We start from the raw sequence: 17,955 nt of genomic DNA, 5'->3' as shown, positions 1-17,955 counted from the left end.
CCGCCCCCGGTGCTGGACCCCGAACGCGACCCGACGCGTTAATTTCCCGCAACATTCTATCTAAGTCGTTGAAACAAAGCTGCTCAGCCTCTAAGCTGAGCGTATGGGCCGCTTCGCTGATTAGGGCACCAGGGCATCAGCGGGCCTGTGATCGCCACGAACCGCCGCCGGGCGCTTGCCGTGGTTCCTGGGTGCGCCAGTCGTCCCCGAACCAGGTGCCGGCTTGATCGATTCCATCCAGTTGATGTTCCAATTGATATCACCCCAATTATTGGTACCGAGTATCGTCATGAGACTCCGCTTAACCCTCGTCGCGACCGCCGCGTTACTCACCTTCGGCGCCTGGGTGGCGGTTGCGTCACCGCGTCAGGTGCCGCTGTCCGAACTTTTCCCCACCCAGACTCAGGCCAAAACGGCCATCGTCATCAACAAAGTCCTGGAGCGGTATCACTATCGCAAAGTCGCGTTCGACGACGCCTTTGCGCGGACCATCCTGGACAATTACCTGGCCGCCCTCGACCCGAGCCGCTCGTTCTTCCTCGCGCGCGACGTGGAGCGTTTCAGCACCGGCGCCCGGCGGCTTGATGACAACCTGCGCCGCGGCGAGCTGGACAGCGCCTTCGACATCTTCCGGGTCTACCGCATGCGGGTGGATGAGCGGGTGGCCTATGCCCTGACGTTGTTGAGCAGTGATTTCGATTTCAACGTCGCCGAATCCTATGCGTTCGACCGCGAAAAGGCGCCCTGGGCCAAGACCGACAAGGAGCTGGACGAGATCTGGCGGCTGCGGGTCAAGAACGACTTCCTGAGCCTGCGCATCGCCGGCAAGGCGGATGCGGACATCCGCGAGCGGCTGCGGCAGCGCTACGACGGCCTGGCCCGGCGGGTGCAGCAATTCACCGGTGACGACGTGTTTCAGGCCTTCATGAATGCCTACACCGAGACCCTGGAGCCGCACACCAGCTATATGTCACCGGCCACCTCGGAGAATTTCGACATCAGCATGAAACTGTCGCTGGAGGGCATCGGCGCGGTCTTGCGTTCGGATAACGAGTTCACGGTCATCCAGCGCACCATTCCCGGCGGCCCCGCGCGCGATTCTGGTCAGGTGTCATCGGGAGACCGCATCCTGGGGGTCGGTCAGGGGCTGGACGGGAAGATCGAGGACGTGGTCGGCTGGCGGCTGCAGGATGTGGTCGACAAGATCCGCGGCCCCAAGGGCTCCGTGGTGCGACTGCAACTGCTGCCCGAATCAGGCGCCAGCGACGGCAAGACCCGTGAGGTCCCCCTGGTCCGCAACGAGATCAAGCTCGAAGATCAAGCCGCCAAGGACTATCTCATTGAGCAACTGCCCAATGCGCCCGGGCTCAAGATCGGGGTGATCGAGTTGCCGGCCTTCTATCGTGACTTCGAGGCCGAAAGCGAGGGCAAGCGCGATTTCCGCAGCACCACCCGCGATGTGCGCGAACTGCTCAAGAAGCTGGCGGCGCAGAACGTGGATGGGATCGTGATCGACCTGCGCGGCAACGGCGGCGGCTCACTGGCGGAGGCGACGTCCCTGACCGGACTCTTCATCGACACCGGGCCGGTGGTGCAAGTCAAAGACGCGTTCGGCAAGGTTGAAGTCGAACGCGATTCGGACCCGGGGGTGGCCTATTCCGGACCCCTGGCCGTGTTGGTGGACCGGGACAGCGCCTCAGCCTCCGAGATCTTCGCTGGTGCCATCCAGGACTACGGCCGCGGTCTGGTCATCGGCGAGCCGACCTTTGGTAAGGGCACGGTGCAGACACTGGTGGATCTCAACCGCTACGTGCCCGGCGATCAGGCCGACCTGGGTCGGCTGCGGCTGACGATGGCCGAGTTCTTCCGGGTGAGCGGCGGCAGCACGCAATTGAAGGGCGTGGAGCCGGATGTGCATTTCCCGTCCAAGGACGACGCCACCGATCACGGCGAGCGGGCACTCGACAACCCGCTGCCCTGGGCGCGGATCGACGCGGCCGACTACCGCCGCGTCGGTACCACCGATGCCACCGGGTTGACTCGCCAGTCGGTTCAACGGATCAACCAAGACCCGGGGTTCAAGATGCTGGAACGGCGCAGCCAGGTCGTGCGTGAAGTCAAGGAAGAGACCCAGTTGTCGTTGCGCGAATCCGAGCGACGCGCCGCGGACAAAGCGCGCCAGGCGGCGTTCAAGGATGAACAGGATCGGTTCCTGCGCGCTCGCGGGATCAAACCGGTGGATGAGGATGCAGACCAGATCGATGAGGATGCGCTTGACGCGCAACGCGATGCCATCGGCCGCATCCAGGCCGAAGAGGCCGCGCGCATCTTGGCAGACGGGATCCTGTCGGAAAGCGCCAACCGGCCGCGGGCGGCCATGAGCCACTGATCCACTGAACCGCAACCGACCGGACCGCCGTGTCCCGGTCAAGAAACGCTATCGCTTTCGCACCTGATATCCAGACATGGCCTTGGTGTTGGGGCGGGTTTGAAACCCGCCCCTACATCCGGGTATCGCTTTGGACGCCTGTAATGAAGACCGACCGGGACTGACCCATGGATTCGCATTCAGTAACCTTCGACCGGCGCCTGCGGGCGCTGGAGCACGCCCGCCCGCTCGATTGCTTTGCCGGCAATCGCATCGGGCTGGAAAAGGAATCCCTGCGGGTCTCGCCCGCGGGACAGATCGCGGCGACTCCGCACCCGAGCCTGCTGGGGTCGCCCCTGACCCATCCGCACATCACCACCGATTTCTCCGAGGCACTGATCGAGTTGGTCACCCCGGCCCTGGGTGAGCAACAGGCGGTGCTGGATTTCCTGGCCGATATCCATACGCTGGTCTACCGACACCTGGGTGATGAACTCCTGTGGGGCACGAGCATGCCGTGCGTGATCCCGGGGGAGAGCAAAATTCCCTTGGCCCGCTACGGGTCATCCAACGCCGCGACCATGAAAACGGTCTACCGCCGCGGCCTGGGCAACCGCTACGGACGCACCATGCAGGTGATCGCCGGGGTGCATTTCAATTTCTCCTTCGGCGACGACTTCTGGCGTCTCTATCAGGATCAGGAGGGTGACACCGGTCCGCTCGGGTCATTCCGCTCCGAGTCCTATATCGACATGATCCGCAACCTCCAGCGCATCGGCTGGCTGGTGCCCTATCTGTTCGGTGCCTCGCCGGCCGTATGCGGCAGCTTTCTCCAGGGCCGGGAGACCAACCTGATCCCGTTCGACGCCCAGACCTTTTATGATCCCTATGCGACCTCGCTACGCATGGGGGACATCGGTTACCAGAACCAGAAGGAGCAGGGCACCGGCATGAAGGCCAGCTACGACAGCCTGGATGCCTTCATTCGCAGCCTCACCTGGGCGATCGAGACGCCCTGTCCGCAGTACGAACAGATCGGGGTCAAAGTCGGCGGGCGCTACGAGCAACTCAGCGCCGCGGTCCTGCAGATCGAGAATGAATATTACAGTACCGTCCGACCCAAGCAGATTATCGACTGGCTGGAAAAGCCGACCCTGGCCCTGCGTCGGCGCGGTGTCCGCTATGTCGAATTGCGCTCACTGGACGTGAACGCCTACGAGCCCATCGGGGTAGGCGCCGAGCAGCTCCTGGTCCTGGAGACCCTGATGCTCTATTGCCTGCTCGCGGACAGCCCGCGCATTGGCGCCACCGAGCGGCGGGCGATTGATGACAATCAGGTCGTCACCGCCCATCGCGGGCGTCAACCCGGGCTCACGCTGAACCGGGACGGTCAGGCGATTGAATTGCGGCAGTGGGCGGGGGAGATCCTGGAAGCCATGGGACCGGTCGCCGAATTGCTCGACGGTGCGGCCGACGGTCCGCGTGGCCTGAGCCTGCTGGCCCAGCGTGAAAAAGTGCGTGACCCCGATGCGACCCCCTCGGCGCGCATGTTGGCCGACATGCGGGCGAACGGCGAAGGATTCTTCGATTTCGCCCGGCGGGTTTCCGCCGCCCATCGGGACACCCTCGCGGTGCGCACCCTGAGTCCGGAACGGGAGGCCCTGTTCCGGGATCTGGCGGCAGAGTCCATCTGCCGCCAGAGCGAAATCGAGGCGGCTGACGACCTGGACTTCGACACCTTCCTGCAACGCTATTTCGACCAGGGACGAGCGATTCAAACCGCGTCGGAACTTACCGACTCGGCACAGCACCACAGTCGATAGCTCGCGCCCGCGGCCAACCCGCAGAACGCCATGCCGAGCAGCATGGGCACCGCGGTGCCGTTATGGGCCAGGCTGACCAGCGATCCGACCGCCGCACCCAAACCGAAGCGTGCCGCGCCCGAGAAGGCCGAAGCCGTTCCGGCCATCCGCGGAAAGTGCGCCATGAATCCGGCCATGGAGTTACCGAGCACCACCCCCGCCATCCCCAGATAGGCCAGGGTCGCGAGCACGATCGCCCACAGCGGGGGCGCTTCCCAGATGGCGAGCGCGCCCAGCAATGACGCGGCGCCGACCTGTACCCCCAGCCCCCAGCGCAGCAGACGCTGCGCCCCCAGCCGCGTGACCAACCGGGCGTTGACACTGGTCACCAGGATAGCCAGGCCGACGTTCGCGCCGAAATAGACCCCGAACCAGGCGGTCGGCACCCCGTGCAGTTCGATATAGACGAACGGGGAACCGACAATGTAAGTCATCATCCCGCCGAATGAGCAGGCACCGGTGAGCAGGTAGCCCATCCCCACCCGATGGCGCGCGAGCAGCAGATAGTTGCGCAGGACGCGTTGCAGTTCAGGCGGATGGCGGCGCGCCCTGGGCAGGGTCTCCGGAATCAGGTGGAAAAAGAGTGCGCTTGCCGCCAACGCGATGGCGAGCAGCACGGCGAAGACCCAGTGCCAACTCCCATACTCCACGATGACCCCGCCGATGGTCGGCGCCAGCAGCGGTGCCAGCGCCGTCACCAACATCACCAGACTCATCACGCGCGCATACCGGTCACGCTCGAACAGATCGCGCACCAAGGCCGGTACCGTCACCGCGATTGCCGCCCCGCCCAATGCCTGGAGCGCACGCGCCGGCAACAGGACCCCCATCTCACCGGCCAGCGCGCAGCCCAAGGTCCCGGCGCAAAACAGCGCCAGCCCGCCGCCGATGGTCGCACGTCGGCCGAGCACATCCGACAGCGGCCCCAGAAACAACTGCGACAGCGCAAAGACCGCCAGATAGACGGTCACGCTCAGTTGCGCCAGTTCCATGCTCGAGCCCAGGTCGCGCGCGATGGCCGGCAGACTCGGCAGATACATATCAATCGCAAAGGGGGTCAACCCGGAGAGTAACCCCAGCGTCAGGAAGAGCGATGGACGAACCTGCATGACAGCCTCGGGCAAACTGTTGGCGACAATGCGAAGGCCTTGGTCAGGGTTCCGGCCAGCCGAGGCGCCGACCGGCTGCAATCCAAGGCTTCCGCCTTGACGGTCAACTCCAACACTGACGTATTACCAGTTTATTCGCGTTCAATGACGGACAATACTGACACGATGCCCAAACCTGACACCAACCCCATGACACCCAAGCTCGCGGTCCTCTGGCTCCAGTCCGGCGGCTGCGGCGGCTGCACATTGTCGCTGCTGGGCGCCGAATCACCGGACCTGACTGCCACGCTCGACGGCGCGGGCATCCGCTTGCTCTGGCACCCGTCCTTGAGCGAAGCGAGCGGCGAGGAGGTGTTGGACTTGCTGGATGGCGCGATCAGCGGCACCCTGGCATTCGACGTGTTATGCGTTGAAGGCGCCATGCTCCGCGGGCCGCGGGGTACCGGCCGCTTCCATGTACTGGCGGGGAGTGACCGGCCGCTGATCGATTGGGTGCGGCAGCTCGCCGCCCGCGCCCGCTATACCGTCGCGGTGGGCACCTGTGCCGCCTTCGGCGGGGTGACGGCCGCCGGCAGCAACCCCACCGACGCCTGCGGTCTGCAATACGAGGGCACCCGTCCGGGCGGCCTGCTGGGGACGGACTACCGCGCGGGATCCGGCCTGCCCGTGATCAATGTCGCCGGCTGTCCCACCCACCCCAACTGGGTCACCGAGACGCTCATGGCCCTGGCCTTGGACGGCCTGACCGCGGACGACCTGGACCCCTACCGCCGACCGCGGATGTCTGCGGACCAACTGGTCCATCACGGCTGTACCCGCAACGAGTTCTACGAGTACAAGGCGAGCGCCCGCAGCCACTCCGACCTGGGCTGCATGATGGAGCACCTGGGCTGCCTGGGCACCCAGGCGCATGGCGACTGCAACACCCGACTCTGGAATGGACAGGGCTCCTGCACCCGCGGCGGCTATGCGTGCATCAACTGCACCGCCCCCGAATTCGAGGAGCCCGGCCACGCCTTTGCCGACACCCCCAGCATTGCCGGCATTCCCATCGGCCTGCCCACCGACATGCCCAAGGCCTGGTTTGTCGCCCTGACCTCACTGTCCAAGGCGGCGACCCCGGAGCGCCTGCGCCGCAATGCGGTGACGGATCATCTCGTTATACCGCCCGCGGTGCGGGGTACCAAGCCGCGTTAGCAGCAACCCCAAACAACGAATCCGGGTGCGTGGCCGCGCCAAGCCGTCATTGCGATTTTCGGCAGGTGTGTACATACGGATCAGATGGTTAGGTACCATCTGTGGGTGTTTATCAATGGGGTTATGTTAAAGGTGGGCTAGAATGGTCAAAGTCGACTTGGAAAGTCGCCCGGCCCTGGAACTGCTGGCCGTTGGGCACGCTACCAACTCCGTTTATCGAGCCGCCCCATCACTGAGTTCGACCAAGACCCGTCCCAGCGTCGGCAAACGCGCCGAGTCAAACAGCCGTACGCATTTCTCTAAGGCAAGACGCTCTGCCGCCAGAGAGAATCGGCCGTTTGTCACTGCCGCTAGAATCGGATCGGGGTAGGTATGGCAGTGAGTCGCACGCGCTCGCACGAGGTCATTCACGGCGCGCTCGTCAATCATCGCCTTTATTCCGTTCCCCGTGTGTTTGCACTGGACAAACAGCGGGCGCCCTCCCATATTACACGGAACTCCAATGACATCCACCCCGCCGTCTCCGCTCCCCGACGTGATCTCGACGCTGAATCCGGCGCGCTTCAACTCACCGGCAACCCATAACTCGAAACCCCGCCAATCCATGCCGTCGATGTGATCAGCAATTGTCGGATCGGTTTCGCCATCACTCAGACTCTTCTCGAACAGCGCGCGGAAGTCCTGGTCATTGAATTGCACTGGGATCACGATCTCCCGACTTAAGGACCGTTTCTCATCCAGCAGCCCGTGCAATAGGCTGTCGAACGAGCGGTCGCCCAACTCGGAGTGAATCGCCTGGGGCAGATAGATGGTCACGGGTTTGTTCTGGCCAATCCGATAGACCCGGTCACTGCACTGATCTTCTACCGCCGGATTCCACCAGCGGTTGAGATGGATGACGTGATTGGCGGCCGTGAGTGTGAGACCGAAGCCCGCGGCCTTGGGGCCGAGGAGCAGCACATCGAAGCCGCGCCGGCTCTGGAACTCGCGCCGGATACGGTCGCGCACCGGGCTCGCCGTGGCGCCGTTGATCGTTTCGGGAAGGGGTGAGGGAAGGCTGTAGCGACGGCGGATCAAATCGTAGAGTGCCCGCTGGGCTTCTCGTAGCTCCACGAAAATCAGGGCTTTTTCGCGCTGCGCATGAACCCGGTCCAGGATCACGAACAGGCGCGTGAACCGGGCCGAGGCGGCGATGAATGGCCCATCCTCCGCCGCGGACTCGGGCGGCTGGCCAAGCCGCGGGTGCAGCGAGATCGCCCGCAGTTGTTGCAGCCCCTCAAGCGTACCCTGGGGGCGCGCGCGGATTGCCGTCCGCACTGCGTCGTAGGCGGCCTGCTGCTCCGCGGGCATGAGGTCTTGGGTCGCCTCGATCCGCCGCTCGGGTAGCCCCTCCAGAATGTCCTGCTTGAAGCGGCGCAGCATAATGGCCGGAATTGGCGTCACCTGGCCCGAAAAAACAGGGGGCTCGACCAGGCGCAGCTTCAGTTCCTCGCGTCGCTCCGGGTCGTTGCCCCGATGGTGAGCCAGGAACTCCCGCGCGCTCAACCCCAGGAATCCCGGCCAGGCGATATCCAGCAGCGTCCAAAGGTCCAGCAGGCTATTCTCAATCGGGGTGCCCGTCATCAAGAGCGTGAATTTGCCTTGCTGAGCCTTGGCGCCCCGGTTCATCAGCGAGGCCGGGTTCTTGAGCTTCTGCACCTCGTCGTAGACGATCACCGAGAATCGCACCTTACCGAACGAAAGATGGTAATCGCGCAGCGTCTCGTAGGCCTTGATCTTGCGGATCGGCGGTCGCCGCATCCTCGGGGCGATCACCGTAAAGGGTCGGCAGGAAGAGCGCCGCCTCATCGCCGGGTTCCAGGTCGATCCCGATCCCGGTGGCCTGATGGATGGTGAGCCCCCGCAGATACTCATCGGCGCGCAGGTCGCCGGTGAGTCGAGTTAGACAGCCCTTGAAGCGGGCATAGGCGGTCATACGTCGATCCAACCCTTCCGGCGAGGCGTCGCCGTTCGCCGCGTTCACGGCATTGATTGCCTCCAGGGCCGAGTAAAGCGGGTCCAGGATCAGGAAGCGCCCGGCGGTGACCGTCAGCCCCGTGCCCGTGCGGCGCGCCCCGAAGATGGGCGCTCCGCCGCGTTGGAACCACTCGACACGCAACGCGAAGGAGGGTTCGCCGATGGGCGCGTCGTGCGACAGAAAGAGCGTCCAGGGAACCACCGGCGGCAGCCCGAGCCGGACCGCCTCGGGTCGGCTCAGGCCGGCGACTCGATCGTGGGTCAGGCGCAGCGACTCGCCCTCACACTGAGCCTCCTGCGTATCCAGCAGGGCCAACAACAGGGCTGTGCCGGGATGCGATGGGGCGGCCTGCGGCCAATCGGGTAGGGCGACCGGTGCCTCGCGGGCGAAGGGAAGAGCGCCCTTACGGAACAACTCGAAGCGCCATCCGGCGTCATCCAGTATGCCGGCAAGTCGAAATCGCATCATCTGGCAGAACCATTCTCAGGGTGAAGGTTGGCACTCGTCTGGTCCCACTTACCCCCCTCAAAAGTGGGTTTGATGAGTTGGGCTCCCGCCCGGCTTTGACGGCTAACGCTTGCTTGCGAATATCCGTCAAAGACGTATTATTCTCCCTATGTACACCGTCGTCGAAACCCCACTGTTCACAAAACTCTGGCCGCGTTACTGGCACGAAGACGAGCGGGGCGCCTTCGCGGCATTCCTGGCCCAAAACCCCGAAGCCGGCGATGTGATTCCGGGCACGGACGGACTGCGAAAGGTGCGTTGGAGCCGGGCCGGGTCCGGCAAATCCAGTGGGGTACGGGTAATCTACTACACGCGATTCGCCTCCGGGGCACTCATGTTGTTGGTACTGTACGCGAAATCCGAGCGGGGAAACCTGTCCGCCAAGCAACTTGTGGAGATCAAACATGCCATCGAACACGCAACCCCTGACCGATGATGAACTGGAGGCGTTTGAAGCAGGCCGCGACCTGGGCGAAGACCTGCTGGAATCGATCCGCCAGATGAACGCTGGCCTGGGAACAGTGGTGTACTCGCCGATCATCGCCGCCCGCGAGCATTCCGGCCTGTCGCAGGCACAGTTCGCGTTACTCTTGGGCGTGTCGGTGCGCACGCTGCAGGAGTGGGAGCAAGGCCGACGCCAGCCGAGCGGTGCGGCCAAGACGCTGCTCAAGGTGGCGCAGCGGCATCCTGAGGTGTTGCGGGAACTGGCGGAGGCGTGAGGATTGCCGCATCGTCGCCCGCTGCGTCAAGGCGGGATCTTAACCAGAGCGCGACACGCCGATTATGCTGGAGATTTTTTCTTCATATTTGGATTGCCAATACATCTTTTGCCCAGGGGGGTTGGGATGTGTCATGTGAAACCGTCCAGCTTCCCGCGAGATAATTGTCTCCTGCTGGCACCGCTCGATTAGTGTGGCGCGTCTGTATTCAGGTTGATAGAAACCTGGCATCTCTGCATCGCTTATCGGCCAGAAGAGCGTTCTGCCATTCTGATTCATTTCTAGAATCACATAGCTCCCCATTTGCATCATTAGCCCAAGATGATCTGCTTTAGCCGTTCCCGAGAACTGCCCGAAAGACTTTCCCAGCAGGCGTTCTGCGATGGCACGCCCATCAGTTCCCGTAATTAGCCAAGCGCGAGAGATTTTCGGCTCTCTGGAAACTCAGTAGGTCGAGTAAGTCGTTAAAAAAATGATAGAGCGTTTACGCAAAAAGAAAATGTCTCTATGGCAGCGTCTGAAAATAGCGTAAGCCCTTGATATGAAGATTCGGCAGATCAGTAATCGCTCTAGAGCTTGCTGCTCTTGATCTGCTCATATGCCCGCTCTGCAACAGTCATCGTTCATTCTCCCAGGCTCATTTTCAGAATCTCAAGGTAAAATGGCGTAACCGCTTCGCCAACACCGATCTACAGGAGACCCACGGCATGCGAACGAACATCGTGATTGATGGCTGGCTCATGGAGCGTGCACAGGCGCTCTCGGGGCTGCGAACCAAGCGGGAGGCGGTCGAGGAGGGGTTGCGGCTCTTGGTTCGACTCAAGGAGCAAGAACGCATCCGCACGGTGCGCGGCAAGTTGCCCTGGGACGGCGACCTGGATGCCATGCGACGCGACGATGCGTGATGGTGCTGGTCGACTCATCGGTCTGGATCGACTACTTCAACGGGAAATCCACCGTCGAGTGCGGTGCACTCGACGCCTTGCTCGCCACTGAGCCGGTATTGGCTTGATCCACTCGGCGGCAATGATACGCTCCCGCCGCCGTCAGGTTCGATTCCACCGGCGGGGCCGTGCCCTTCATTGAGCACAGTGGCGGGCGGGCGGACCACGAACCGCGTGCCGGTTTGCTCGGCCAGGCGACGCGCCCGCTCGGAGGCCCGCATCAGCGCCACCGGTGCGGCCTGCATGTCGGGGTCACCGAGTCGGGAAACCGGGGATCAGATGTCACTGCGAGCCTCACTGTCCTTTGATCCCCGCAGCCAGCGTTCCAGGTCCTCGGTCCCGGTGAAATCCAGCAGGGCCTCACCCAAGGCGGCCAGTTCGTCGGCGGAGAGGCGCTCGACCTGCGCGCGCTGATCGGCGGTCGGCTCGCCGACACGACGGCGCAACAAGCGCATCACCAAGGCCAGTTGGCCAAGGACCAGACCGCGCCTCTCGCCGCGTTTCTCTCCACGTTTCTCTCCACGTTTCTCTCCCGCCTCCTCACCCTCACGGAATACCTCCTGGTAAAAGCGGGTCTTTTTCAAATCGGTTTCAGGCAAATGGAGCATGATCTGGATCTCCTCTCGCGAAAGCTCTGGAAATTTGTAGACCAGCACGGTCTCGATCAGGTCGAGGGTCGACTCGCGCTGCCCGGCCGCGGTCTGTTCATCGATCAAGGCACGCGCCTCGGTGAGCAGTGGCTCCCGGTCCATGACCACCAGACGGGCGAGCCGCGCCCCCGGCCCGAGCCCGGGACGGCCGAGCAGATCCTTGAGGTAGACCCGATGCAGGCTGCCGCAACGGATCAGGGCATCGTAGGGCGTGGTGTCGCCGACGTCGTACGACCGTTCGGGAAACACCACCACTGCCCGCCAGGGGCCAATCACCTGGTGCCGAAATAGAAACAGAAAGATCGATGCCAGCCAGCGGGCATAGAACCAGGGGTCCGCATAAAACTGGGACTCGGCGAAGACCAACGGCAGACCGGGCGTACCCGGAGCGGGCAACAGCACACCGTCGAGCCGAAAGGCCGTCTGTTTCATCTCCTCGGCATGCATCCGGTAGACCCCCGCGGGCGGGACCGCAAGGCCCGCCAGTTCAAAGACGGTCGCCGGACGCTCCTGGAAGATCCGGTAGAAGAGCGGGTCGGTGTGCATTGGTTCGATTCTAGCCGAACGGCCGTAAATGGGCAGCCGACGTTTCGGGAACGTCGAAGCGCGGGCGATCCAGCTTGAACGCTGCCAGGCGATGGCACTGGGAATCCTCGCCGAGCCCGTGGATGTCCGCCGGTCCAGGAACTCGATGACCCGTTCGCGGCGATCGAGTCCGATGCGGCTGGGCGCACTGGAAGCCGGCACTGGCGTGAAGTCCTCTCAGAGAAACACGAGCCCCCTCGGGCGCTCCGGCGGTAGCAACGACGTGCTGCACGTCGTTACGGGGCGGAGACTGCCATGGCAAGCCCGGCGCGTGGTGGTCGATGCGTCGTCTCGCAGCCCTCCATAAAGGCGAGTATAGGAATTTTTCGAACGCCGTAAATTGAAAAAGACGCTGAAACGATCATTGTATACTCGTTCTTTGGCGTCTATTCTTTTATCTAACGACGCTCAACAGGAGACGCGCCATGACCGACAGCCTGAACCCCCAAGCCCTCAAGTTCTACCGCAACCAGCGAGGCTGGTCCCAGGACCAACTCGCAGAGGCAACCAAGCTCCGTCCGAGCAAGACCCAGATCAGCCGTTGGGAACGCGGCCAGCAGATCGCCAACATCCGCCCAGACAATCGCGAGCGCCTATGCCAGGCCCTCGGCGTCAAATGGGAGCAGTTGACGCGCGCTCCGAAGGAGGAGGACGGCTTGAAGTGGCGGAATCGCGTGCCGCTAAAGGGCGGCATCGACGGGTCGGCCAGGACCTTCCTGACCCTCGTGCAAAAGCACCTCAGCTTGACCGAAGACGCGATCATGGACCTCGCCCCGCTCGCCGTTCTGATCCTCGCAGAGCACAGCTTGCACGCCCGGCAGACTGCCCTTGATGAAACCGTGGCGGCGCTGGAAGCCGCCACCGCGGAGGCGTACCGCCGACTGCCGTATCTGCCCGGTGCATTCCGCTACGGCTATGATGACGACTGGATCGAAGCGGAACGTAAGTCTTTGGAGAAGAGAGATTTATTCGTGACATACCAGGACGATGACCGCAATGAGCACTCGCCCTTCATCAATTTCCTGCATGACGAGCTCAAGACGCTTGGTCTGTTCCAGAAGCACCCGATCGAATTCGAGGCCAGCTACAGCGGGGCGACACCGGAGTATGCCGTTCCAACGCATGTTCTCGGCGATACCGTCGGGCTCGATCCTGACAACGAGGCGGATCAGCGCATCCTCTATCGGATTCAGGATGGGCGGATCGATCTGAGAGAAGTTTGGGAGAAGAACAAGGCCACCGGCGCAGAGGAGTACCGGCGCTGGCTGGACGAGATGAACCAGGCCGCTACCGAGGAGTTGGCGTCGCGATTTGAGCTCCCACGCGGCTTTTGTTTGAAGATCAAGTTGCCGGGAGACCGGTCACCGCCAGCAGCCACCGGCAGCGCCGCCAACCAAGGGGCCGATATCGACAACACCGATACTGGGGAACGCACATGAACCTGACACTGACCCAACACGCCCAGTCCCGCATCCGCCAACGCGGCTTGCGCGAGTCCGACATCCCGATGATCGTCGCCGCCGGCACGGCGGTTGATGCCGACAGCCTGCTGCTGCTCGCCCAAGACGTGGACCGGGAGATCCGGCGCCGCAAGCAGGAGATCGGCGCGCTGGAACGGCTGCGGGGCTGTCGGGTGGTGATTGCCGGCGACCAGGTGGTCACCGTCTATCGCCCGTCGCGCCGGACCGAAAGGCGCCTGCTGCGTGGTGAGCACCGCCACGCCGGCGGCGATCTGAACGCCGCGCTGTCCCAACCGTCCTGCCCAGGAGAGCAAGTCCATGCTGCCTGATACCGCCCAACTCACCCAGTTGCAGAACCAGCTTGCCGCGTTGCAGCGGACCATCGCCGGTCTCCAGCGGGGGCTTGACGTGCCCGCCCCTGTCCCGGCAACACCGCCGCCGACCCGCTCGCCGCAGTCCGGGTACCGGCTGTTCGGCCAGGACTTCCTGACCCGCTTTGCGAAGGAGACCTTCGTCGACCTGCTGCGACAGTTCGCGGAACTGGAGCCCAAGTTTCCGGCGCGCTTTCAAGAGGCGGCACGCGGCATCGGACGGTCCCGCCGCTACGTTGGACGCACGCCGCAGGAGGTCTATCCGATGAAGCCAGGGCTCTGGAAACACACCGAGCCCTTCGCCCCTGGCTGGCTGGTCGGCACCAACGAGAGCGATGCAAAGAAGCGCGAACTGCTGAAGCTGGCGTGCCAGGTCATGGGGCTGCGCTCCGGGCGCGATGTGCAGGTGTGGATGTGACGGATGGCGACTGGTGGAGTCGAGTTGGGTTGCGGTACAGGACGTGGTCGAGGTCGGTCGGGACTCACCGCCCCACGGAATTCGCGAGTCGCTCGGCCGCCCATTGGTCTGGCCGCTTTCCCGCCGCCGTTGCCGCGGCCAGTATCGCGTCGTGGGTCTCCTCTAAGCGATCATCGAGAGACCAGTCAGCGCCAATCCGCTGGTCAAGAAAGGCGTCCGCGTCGTTCGCAGACAATCCGGGTCGGGCTGGCTGTTTTCTGGCTGTTGGCAGCTAATGTCGGCTCATTTGCAAATAATCCGGGTCCTGGACCCCCGCTATTTGCAACTAATCTGGATCGAAAATCGCGCTGTTTGCAGGTCGGGTTGCGGATGTTTGCAGGCCGCTACAGCTAGCCAGGCCACCGGAGTTCATTCCAGAATCCTACTCAACTTACTCTGAGGGATCAACACTTCTATCGCGCATGCGGCGAAGCTCGCTTCGCCCCGGAACAACGACCTGACCCAACCGTGAATCACTCCGTGTCTTCGCAATACGGGGAAAAGAACCATTCAACATCATCGACTCTTACGAGCGATGACTCTTGAAACGTCACTTTCCCAGGCTCAAAGAGCACAATGTTGACACCATCAACGTGTAACGCGCTCGGGTAACGGATTCCCTCGAAACCCCGCTCTCTAAACCATGTGGCCAACCATTGCGAAGGTCGGTAGTCGATCTCCGCCTGATCATCGCGTTCCAAAGGCGTGGACAGGGACCAAGCGAACTCTTGCATCAGTCCCCAGAAATCAATCAAATACTCAAACGATTCGTCGATGAACGGATCGACCTTCGGCGGGTTGTGCAGCAAGTCAAGAATGACGGTAGGCTGCTTGATCTCGAATGTGCCCACCGAAACTAGAAGTCCACGAGCCGGACGTATTTCGGCCACCGCAGTTTCACGTTGCTCCGCCGCATAGAAGACCACCTCGCCTTGCCTGTTAGCTCGACCGGGTTTAGAAGATGGTGGCGCGCCGATTTTCTCCAGTGCGTACGGGACCTTCCGACCCATCTGATCCGTATCGAAGCCCAGACGAGCCCGAAACAGCGTGCTCTGTGAAAGCTCTCGCCGTAGTAAATGGATGTCTTCTTCAACACTCTCCGGAATGTAGTGTTCGAGTGAGCCGTCGTGACGAATCGCGTAGCTGAAGTCTCTCCAGCATTCCGCTGGTGTTTGATGCACCCATGATGAGCGTCGCACCACTAACTCATGCGGGTCCGGAAAAGATTCACCGCTGTCGTCATCCCAGCCGGACTCAAGAATTGCTCGCAGCAGTTCTGCCGCCGCATCGTGGCCTGACAGAAGTTCGCTGAAGACATGCCAGTCTTCATCAAGCGCGATATACAGCGGATCGCCCTCAGCCCACGCGTCGTCCCATGGCGCAACGGTGTCACCATCCACAGCAGGATGGTATGTGCATCAATACAATTATTTATAAAAAATCGGAAAAGAAATAAAACAAAAAGCTTTCATAAACAATAACTTAACACAATTTCGTCTTATAAAGTATTCTGTTGAAGTACTTACATGCGAACTGCGTTATTGAGTGAATCGTAGAGCGCCGACACGTGCAGCAATAAAACCGACTCCGAACCGCAGAAGTCGCACTGGCCTTCCGTATCTGCTCCATGCTTGACTATTTCTAATAGCGTAGGATGCGTGAAACAGTTGAAGCAGCAGTATTCCGCCGGAGGGTTGTTCATGGTATTCGTATTCTTTGCCGTCCGATCGAAGTCAGGTTTCAGCCGCAGCCCCATCTACGGAGCGAGGATTTGGGGGCGGGAGCCTCCGGGTAGGCCAACAGGTGCGTCCACGGTGTCAGCGCCGCATCATCAGGACGGAGGGCCAGGTGATGGCGGCCGCCTGGGAGCCAACGGCCTAAATGCACTCCAGGTTGGAGGGCGAGCCAACCGTCATGTCATGATGAGCCATGCGGACAAGAACCCGCTAAGGGGATGCTTTCGCGGTACTCGTAGCGATAGTTGGAATTACCAACTGCTCGGCCAATGCGGTCGGTAATTCTCCAGCCAATTCTCAAGAGCACGGTGGGCGGAGTTTTTCCCCACAGGGACGTTCAAATGGGCGCAAATCTCTGACCAATATTGCGCTACGGGGAAGCCGGCAAGCTCTGATGGATTATATGTTCCACGCACCTTGTCCAGCCACTTCTGCGGAAATATGTTTACCGTCGCGGAGGCTTCCGGCTCGCTATAATCAGCTCCGTCGGAAAACACAGCATAGGCTTCGAAGAACCGATCCAGAAGCCGTCCAGCACGGTCCCGGATTTGCTCTGGACCAAAGGATTCGTATGCTAGCAGCATATGGTTCAAGCGCACTCTTGAAAGCTCCGTAAGCTTCTTCTTTTTCTCGGAAAAGCTCAAGTTACTAAGTTTGGCATTATCAAAAGTGATCGAAAGATTACCCAGCTTGTGGAGATAACGTTGATGATCCTTCTCATTAATTTGCGTCCATCCCTGACCGAGTGTCTGAGGCATGATATGTTCAATCTGGCACCTCCTAAGCCCCGCGTCGAAGGGTATCTGCTCGTTCCTGCCAACATTATCCAGCAGGATTAGAAATCGAACTACCTGCTTGGAATTGAAATAGATATCATTTGCCTCAACAGCTTCTCTAATCTTCGCAACGCTGGGGAGACGATAACCTTGCTGCACGCTGCTGACATGAGTCCACAACGCATTCGCATAGTCGTGAAAGAAATTCGGATCGATTGATTCGAGGATCTTGGGTATCGTTGGGACAAACCGGGTGATCGCCTTTTGCCCGGCGCCCGCTAGGAACCGGCTTGCGTCATAAGCCACTACGCAGGCAATTGTCTTACGCAGAGCGGCTTGGTCATAGATGACGATCTTCCCGGCTTCGTACTTGCCGAGCCTATCCACAATGTCCATTAGGAGGCTGGCGTAAGTGAAGAAAGACGCGCGCAGGTAGCCTAGATCGTTTGGATCGAAGTCGGGATGATTCCCTGTCGCGAGTGTATTATAGATTACCGCCCATTTAACAAGCTCCAAGATCAACTGACGACAACGTTCATGGCTCTCAATCGGTCCGACGTGACGTTTGAATGAGTAATATATGATCTTTGGATTTTCGTTCACCTTCACACCCGTCTTCACAGCGATATACTCGCGAAAGAATGCCTCGACCCCACCTGCAGGCGACTTGGTGAAAAGTGATTCAAATTTTTCCGTGTAGAGGCTAACGAGGTCGTCTTCCTGAGACCTGGAAACGTCATAGTGTCGAAAGGTGAAGAGAAAGTTCTTGATCAGGTCCGGGCCTGACAAAGGTTTGCCGGCCGAGTTGATGGATTCAAATACAGAGTTCTCGTCCTGGTCGTCGTCCAGAAAGATCGCCACGACTTTGACGCGTTCAAGGATAGCAGGCAACTCCGCGAGTCGCCAGTCACCCTCCTTACGCAAGTGCTCTAGAGCCTTTTTGATATGCCTGTAGTTCTCCCAGTATCTGGTCTCTTTATCGGTCGCCCCGATCGCATCAAGAGAGCCGGAGAGCAGGCGATCCAGCGTTTTTTGATGATCCATATTGTTGAGTTTCACTCGACTTTGGCCATTTCAGGGAGTCGAGGCCAGTTGATTCAGCACGCGTTGCCAATCCTGGCGGGAAATAACGAGGGCGTCCGGGTCTGCGGTTGAGTTGACGAAATTCGCCGCCGCCCAACTGGTGCGGCGCACCAG

16 protein-coding genes are annotated in these 17,955 nt (G+C 61.3%); 9 read left to right on the top strand and 7 right to left on the bottom strand.

The annotated features are described in order from the left end of the window. The first annotated feature begins 289 nt into the window (after positions 1-289). Both QZY03_RS18940 and gshA read left to right on the top strand, forming a co-directional pair. Positions 290-2,389 carry a carboxy terminal-processing peptidase gene (locus QZY03_RS18940; protein ID WP_295583722.1) on the top strand — a complete coding sequence of 700 codons (2,100 nt, stop codon included), beginning with the start codon at positions 290-292 and terminating at the stop codon, positions 2,387-2,389. Between the two features lie 167 nt (positions 2,390-2,556). Continuing rightward, positions 2,557-4,191, top strand: coding sequence for a glutamate--cysteine ligase (gshA, locus tag QZY03_RS18935; RefSeq protein ID WP_295583721.1), 1,635 nt, complete (start codon positions 2,557-2,559; stop codon positions 4,189-4,191). On the opposite strand, the gene QZY03_RS18930 is transcribed toward gshA, so the two are convergent. Further along, positions 4,143-5,339, bottom strand: coding sequence for a Bcr/CflA family multidrug efflux MFS transporter (locus tag QZY03_RS18930; RefSeq protein WP_295583720.1), 1,197 nt, complete (start codon positions 5,337-5,339; stop codon positions 4,143-4,145). The genes gshA and QZY03_RS18930 overlap by 49 nt on opposite strands. A gap of 165 nt (positions 5,340-5,504) precedes the next feature. On the opposite strand from QZY03_RS18930, the gene QZY03_RS18925 reads away from it, so the two are divergent. Next, positions 5,505-6,536: a HupU protein gene (locus tag QZY03_RS18925; RefSeq protein WP_295583719.1), complete on the top strand. Its 1,032-nt coding sequence runs from the start codon at positions 5,505-5,507 to the stop codon at positions 6,534-6,536. Positions 6,537-6,749: 213 nt separating this feature from the next. On the opposite strand, the gene QZY03_RS18920 is transcribed toward QZY03_RS18925, so the two are convergent. Together QZY03_RS18920 and QZY03_RS18915 are read right to left on the bottom strand one after the other, a co-directional pair. Next, positions 6,750-8,336, bottom strand: a complete 1,587-nt coding sequence (locus QZY03_RS18920; protein WP_295583718.1) for an SNF2-related protein — start codon at positions 8,334-8,336, stop codon at positions 6,750-6,752. Further along, complete coding sequence (locus QZY03_RS18915; RefSeq protein ID WP_295583717.1) at positions 8,266-9,021, bottom strand: hypothetical protein; 756 nt, start codon at positions 9,019-9,021, stop codon at positions 8,266-8,268. The genes QZY03_RS18920 and QZY03_RS18915 overlap by 71 nt, the downstream gene beginning before the upstream one ends. Positions 9,022-9,169: 148 nt before the next feature. Between QZY03_RS18915 and QZY03_RS18910 the strand changes: the two genes are divergently transcribed. The 3 genes from QZY03_RS18910 to QZY03_RS18900 all read left to right on the top strand — a co-directional run bounded on the left by QZY03_RS18910 (position 9,170) and on the right by QZY03_RS18900 (position 10,684). After that, positions 9,170-9,496, top strand: coding sequence for a transcriptional regulator (locus tag QZY03_RS18910; RefSeq protein WP_295583716.1), 327 nt, complete (start codon positions 9,170-9,172; stop codon positions 9,494-9,496). Next, positions 9,465-9,779 (top strand): helix-turn-helix domain-containing protein, encoded by a 315-nt coding sequence (locus QZY03_RS18905; RefSeq protein ID WP_295583715.1) that lies wholly within the window; start codon positions 9,465-9,467, stop codon positions 9,777-9,779. Before QZY03_RS18910 ends, QZY03_RS18905 begins: the two co-directional genes overlap by 32 nt. Positions 9,780-10,486: 707 nt before the next feature. After that, positions 10,487-10,684, top strand: coding sequence for a type II toxin-antitoxin system VapB family antitoxin (locus tag QZY03_RS18900; protein ID WP_295583714.1), 198 nt, complete (start codon positions 10,487-10,489; stop codon positions 10,682-10,684). A 14-nt stretch (positions 10,685-10,698) separates the two neighbouring features. On the opposite strand, the gene QZY03_RS18895 is transcribed toward QZY03_RS18900, so the two are convergent. Next, positions 10,699-10,968 (bottom strand): hypothetical protein, encoded by a 270-nt coding sequence (locus QZY03_RS18895; RefSeq protein ID WP_295583713.1) that lies wholly within the window; start codon positions 10,966-10,968, stop codon positions 10,699-10,701. A gap of 30 nt (positions 10,969-10,998) precedes the next feature. Continuing rightward, the gene (locus QZY03_RS18890) at positions 10,999-11,919 is read right to left on the bottom strand and encodes a DUF2887 domain-containing protein (RefSeq protein ID WP_295583712.1); all 921 of its coding nucleotides are present in this window, start codon (positions 11,917-11,919) and stop codon (positions 10,999-11,001) included. 464 nt (positions 11,920-12,383) lie between these two features. Here QZY03_RS18890 and QZY03_RS18885 point away from each other — a divergent pair, with 464 nt between their 5' ends. The 3 genes from QZY03_RS18885 to QZY03_RS18875 are packed head-to-tail and all read left to right on the top strand — an operon-like array spanning position 12,384 to position 14,207. Next, the gene (locus tag QZY03_RS18885) at positions 12,384-13,397 is read left to right on the top strand and encodes a helix-turn-helix transcriptional regulator (protein ID WP_295583711.1); all 1,014 of its coding nucleotides are present in this window, start codon (positions 12,384-12,386) and stop codon (positions 13,395-13,397) included. Beyond that, on the top strand, positions 13,394-13,747 hold the full coding sequence (locus tag QZY03_RS18880) for a DUF4258 domain-containing protein (RefSeq protein ID WP_295583710.1): 354 nt from the start codon (positions 13,394-13,396) through the stop codon (positions 13,745-13,747). The genes QZY03_RS18885 and QZY03_RS18880 overlap by 4 nt, the downstream gene beginning before the upstream one ends. Then, positions 13,737-14,207, top strand: coding sequence for a hypothetical protein (locus QZY03_RS18875; RefSeq protein WP_295583709.1), 471 nt, complete (start codon positions 13,737-13,739; stop codon positions 14,205-14,207). Before QZY03_RS18880 ends, QZY03_RS18875 begins: the two co-directional genes overlap by 11 nt. A gap of 512 nt (positions 14,208-14,719) precedes the next feature. Here the strand turns inward: QZY03_RS18875 and QZY03_RS18870 are convergent. After that, complete coding sequence (locus tag QZY03_RS18870; RefSeq protein WP_295583708.1) at positions 14,720-15,646, bottom strand: RES family NAD+ phosphorylase; 927 nt, start codon at positions 15,644-15,646, stop codon at positions 14,720-14,722. 587 nt (positions 15,647-16,233) lie between these two features. Then, positions 16,234-17,817 (bottom strand): DUF262 domain-containing protein, encoded by a 1,584-nt coding sequence (locus tag QZY03_RS18865; protein ID WP_295583707.1) that lies wholly within the window; start codon positions 17,815-17,817, stop codon positions 16,234-16,236. Positions 17,818-17,955: the final 138 nt, after the last annotated feature.

Origin of the sequence: uncultured Lamprocystis sp. (assembly GCF_903933125.1) — a bacterium.
In the GTDB taxonomy this organism is placed as follows: domain Bacteria; phylum Pseudomonadota; class Gammaproteobacteria; order Chromatiales; family Chromatiaceae; genus Thiodictyon.
The sequence above is the reverse complement of the archived record's forward strand: the minus strand, read 5'-3'. Positions and strand labels throughout refer to the sequence as shown.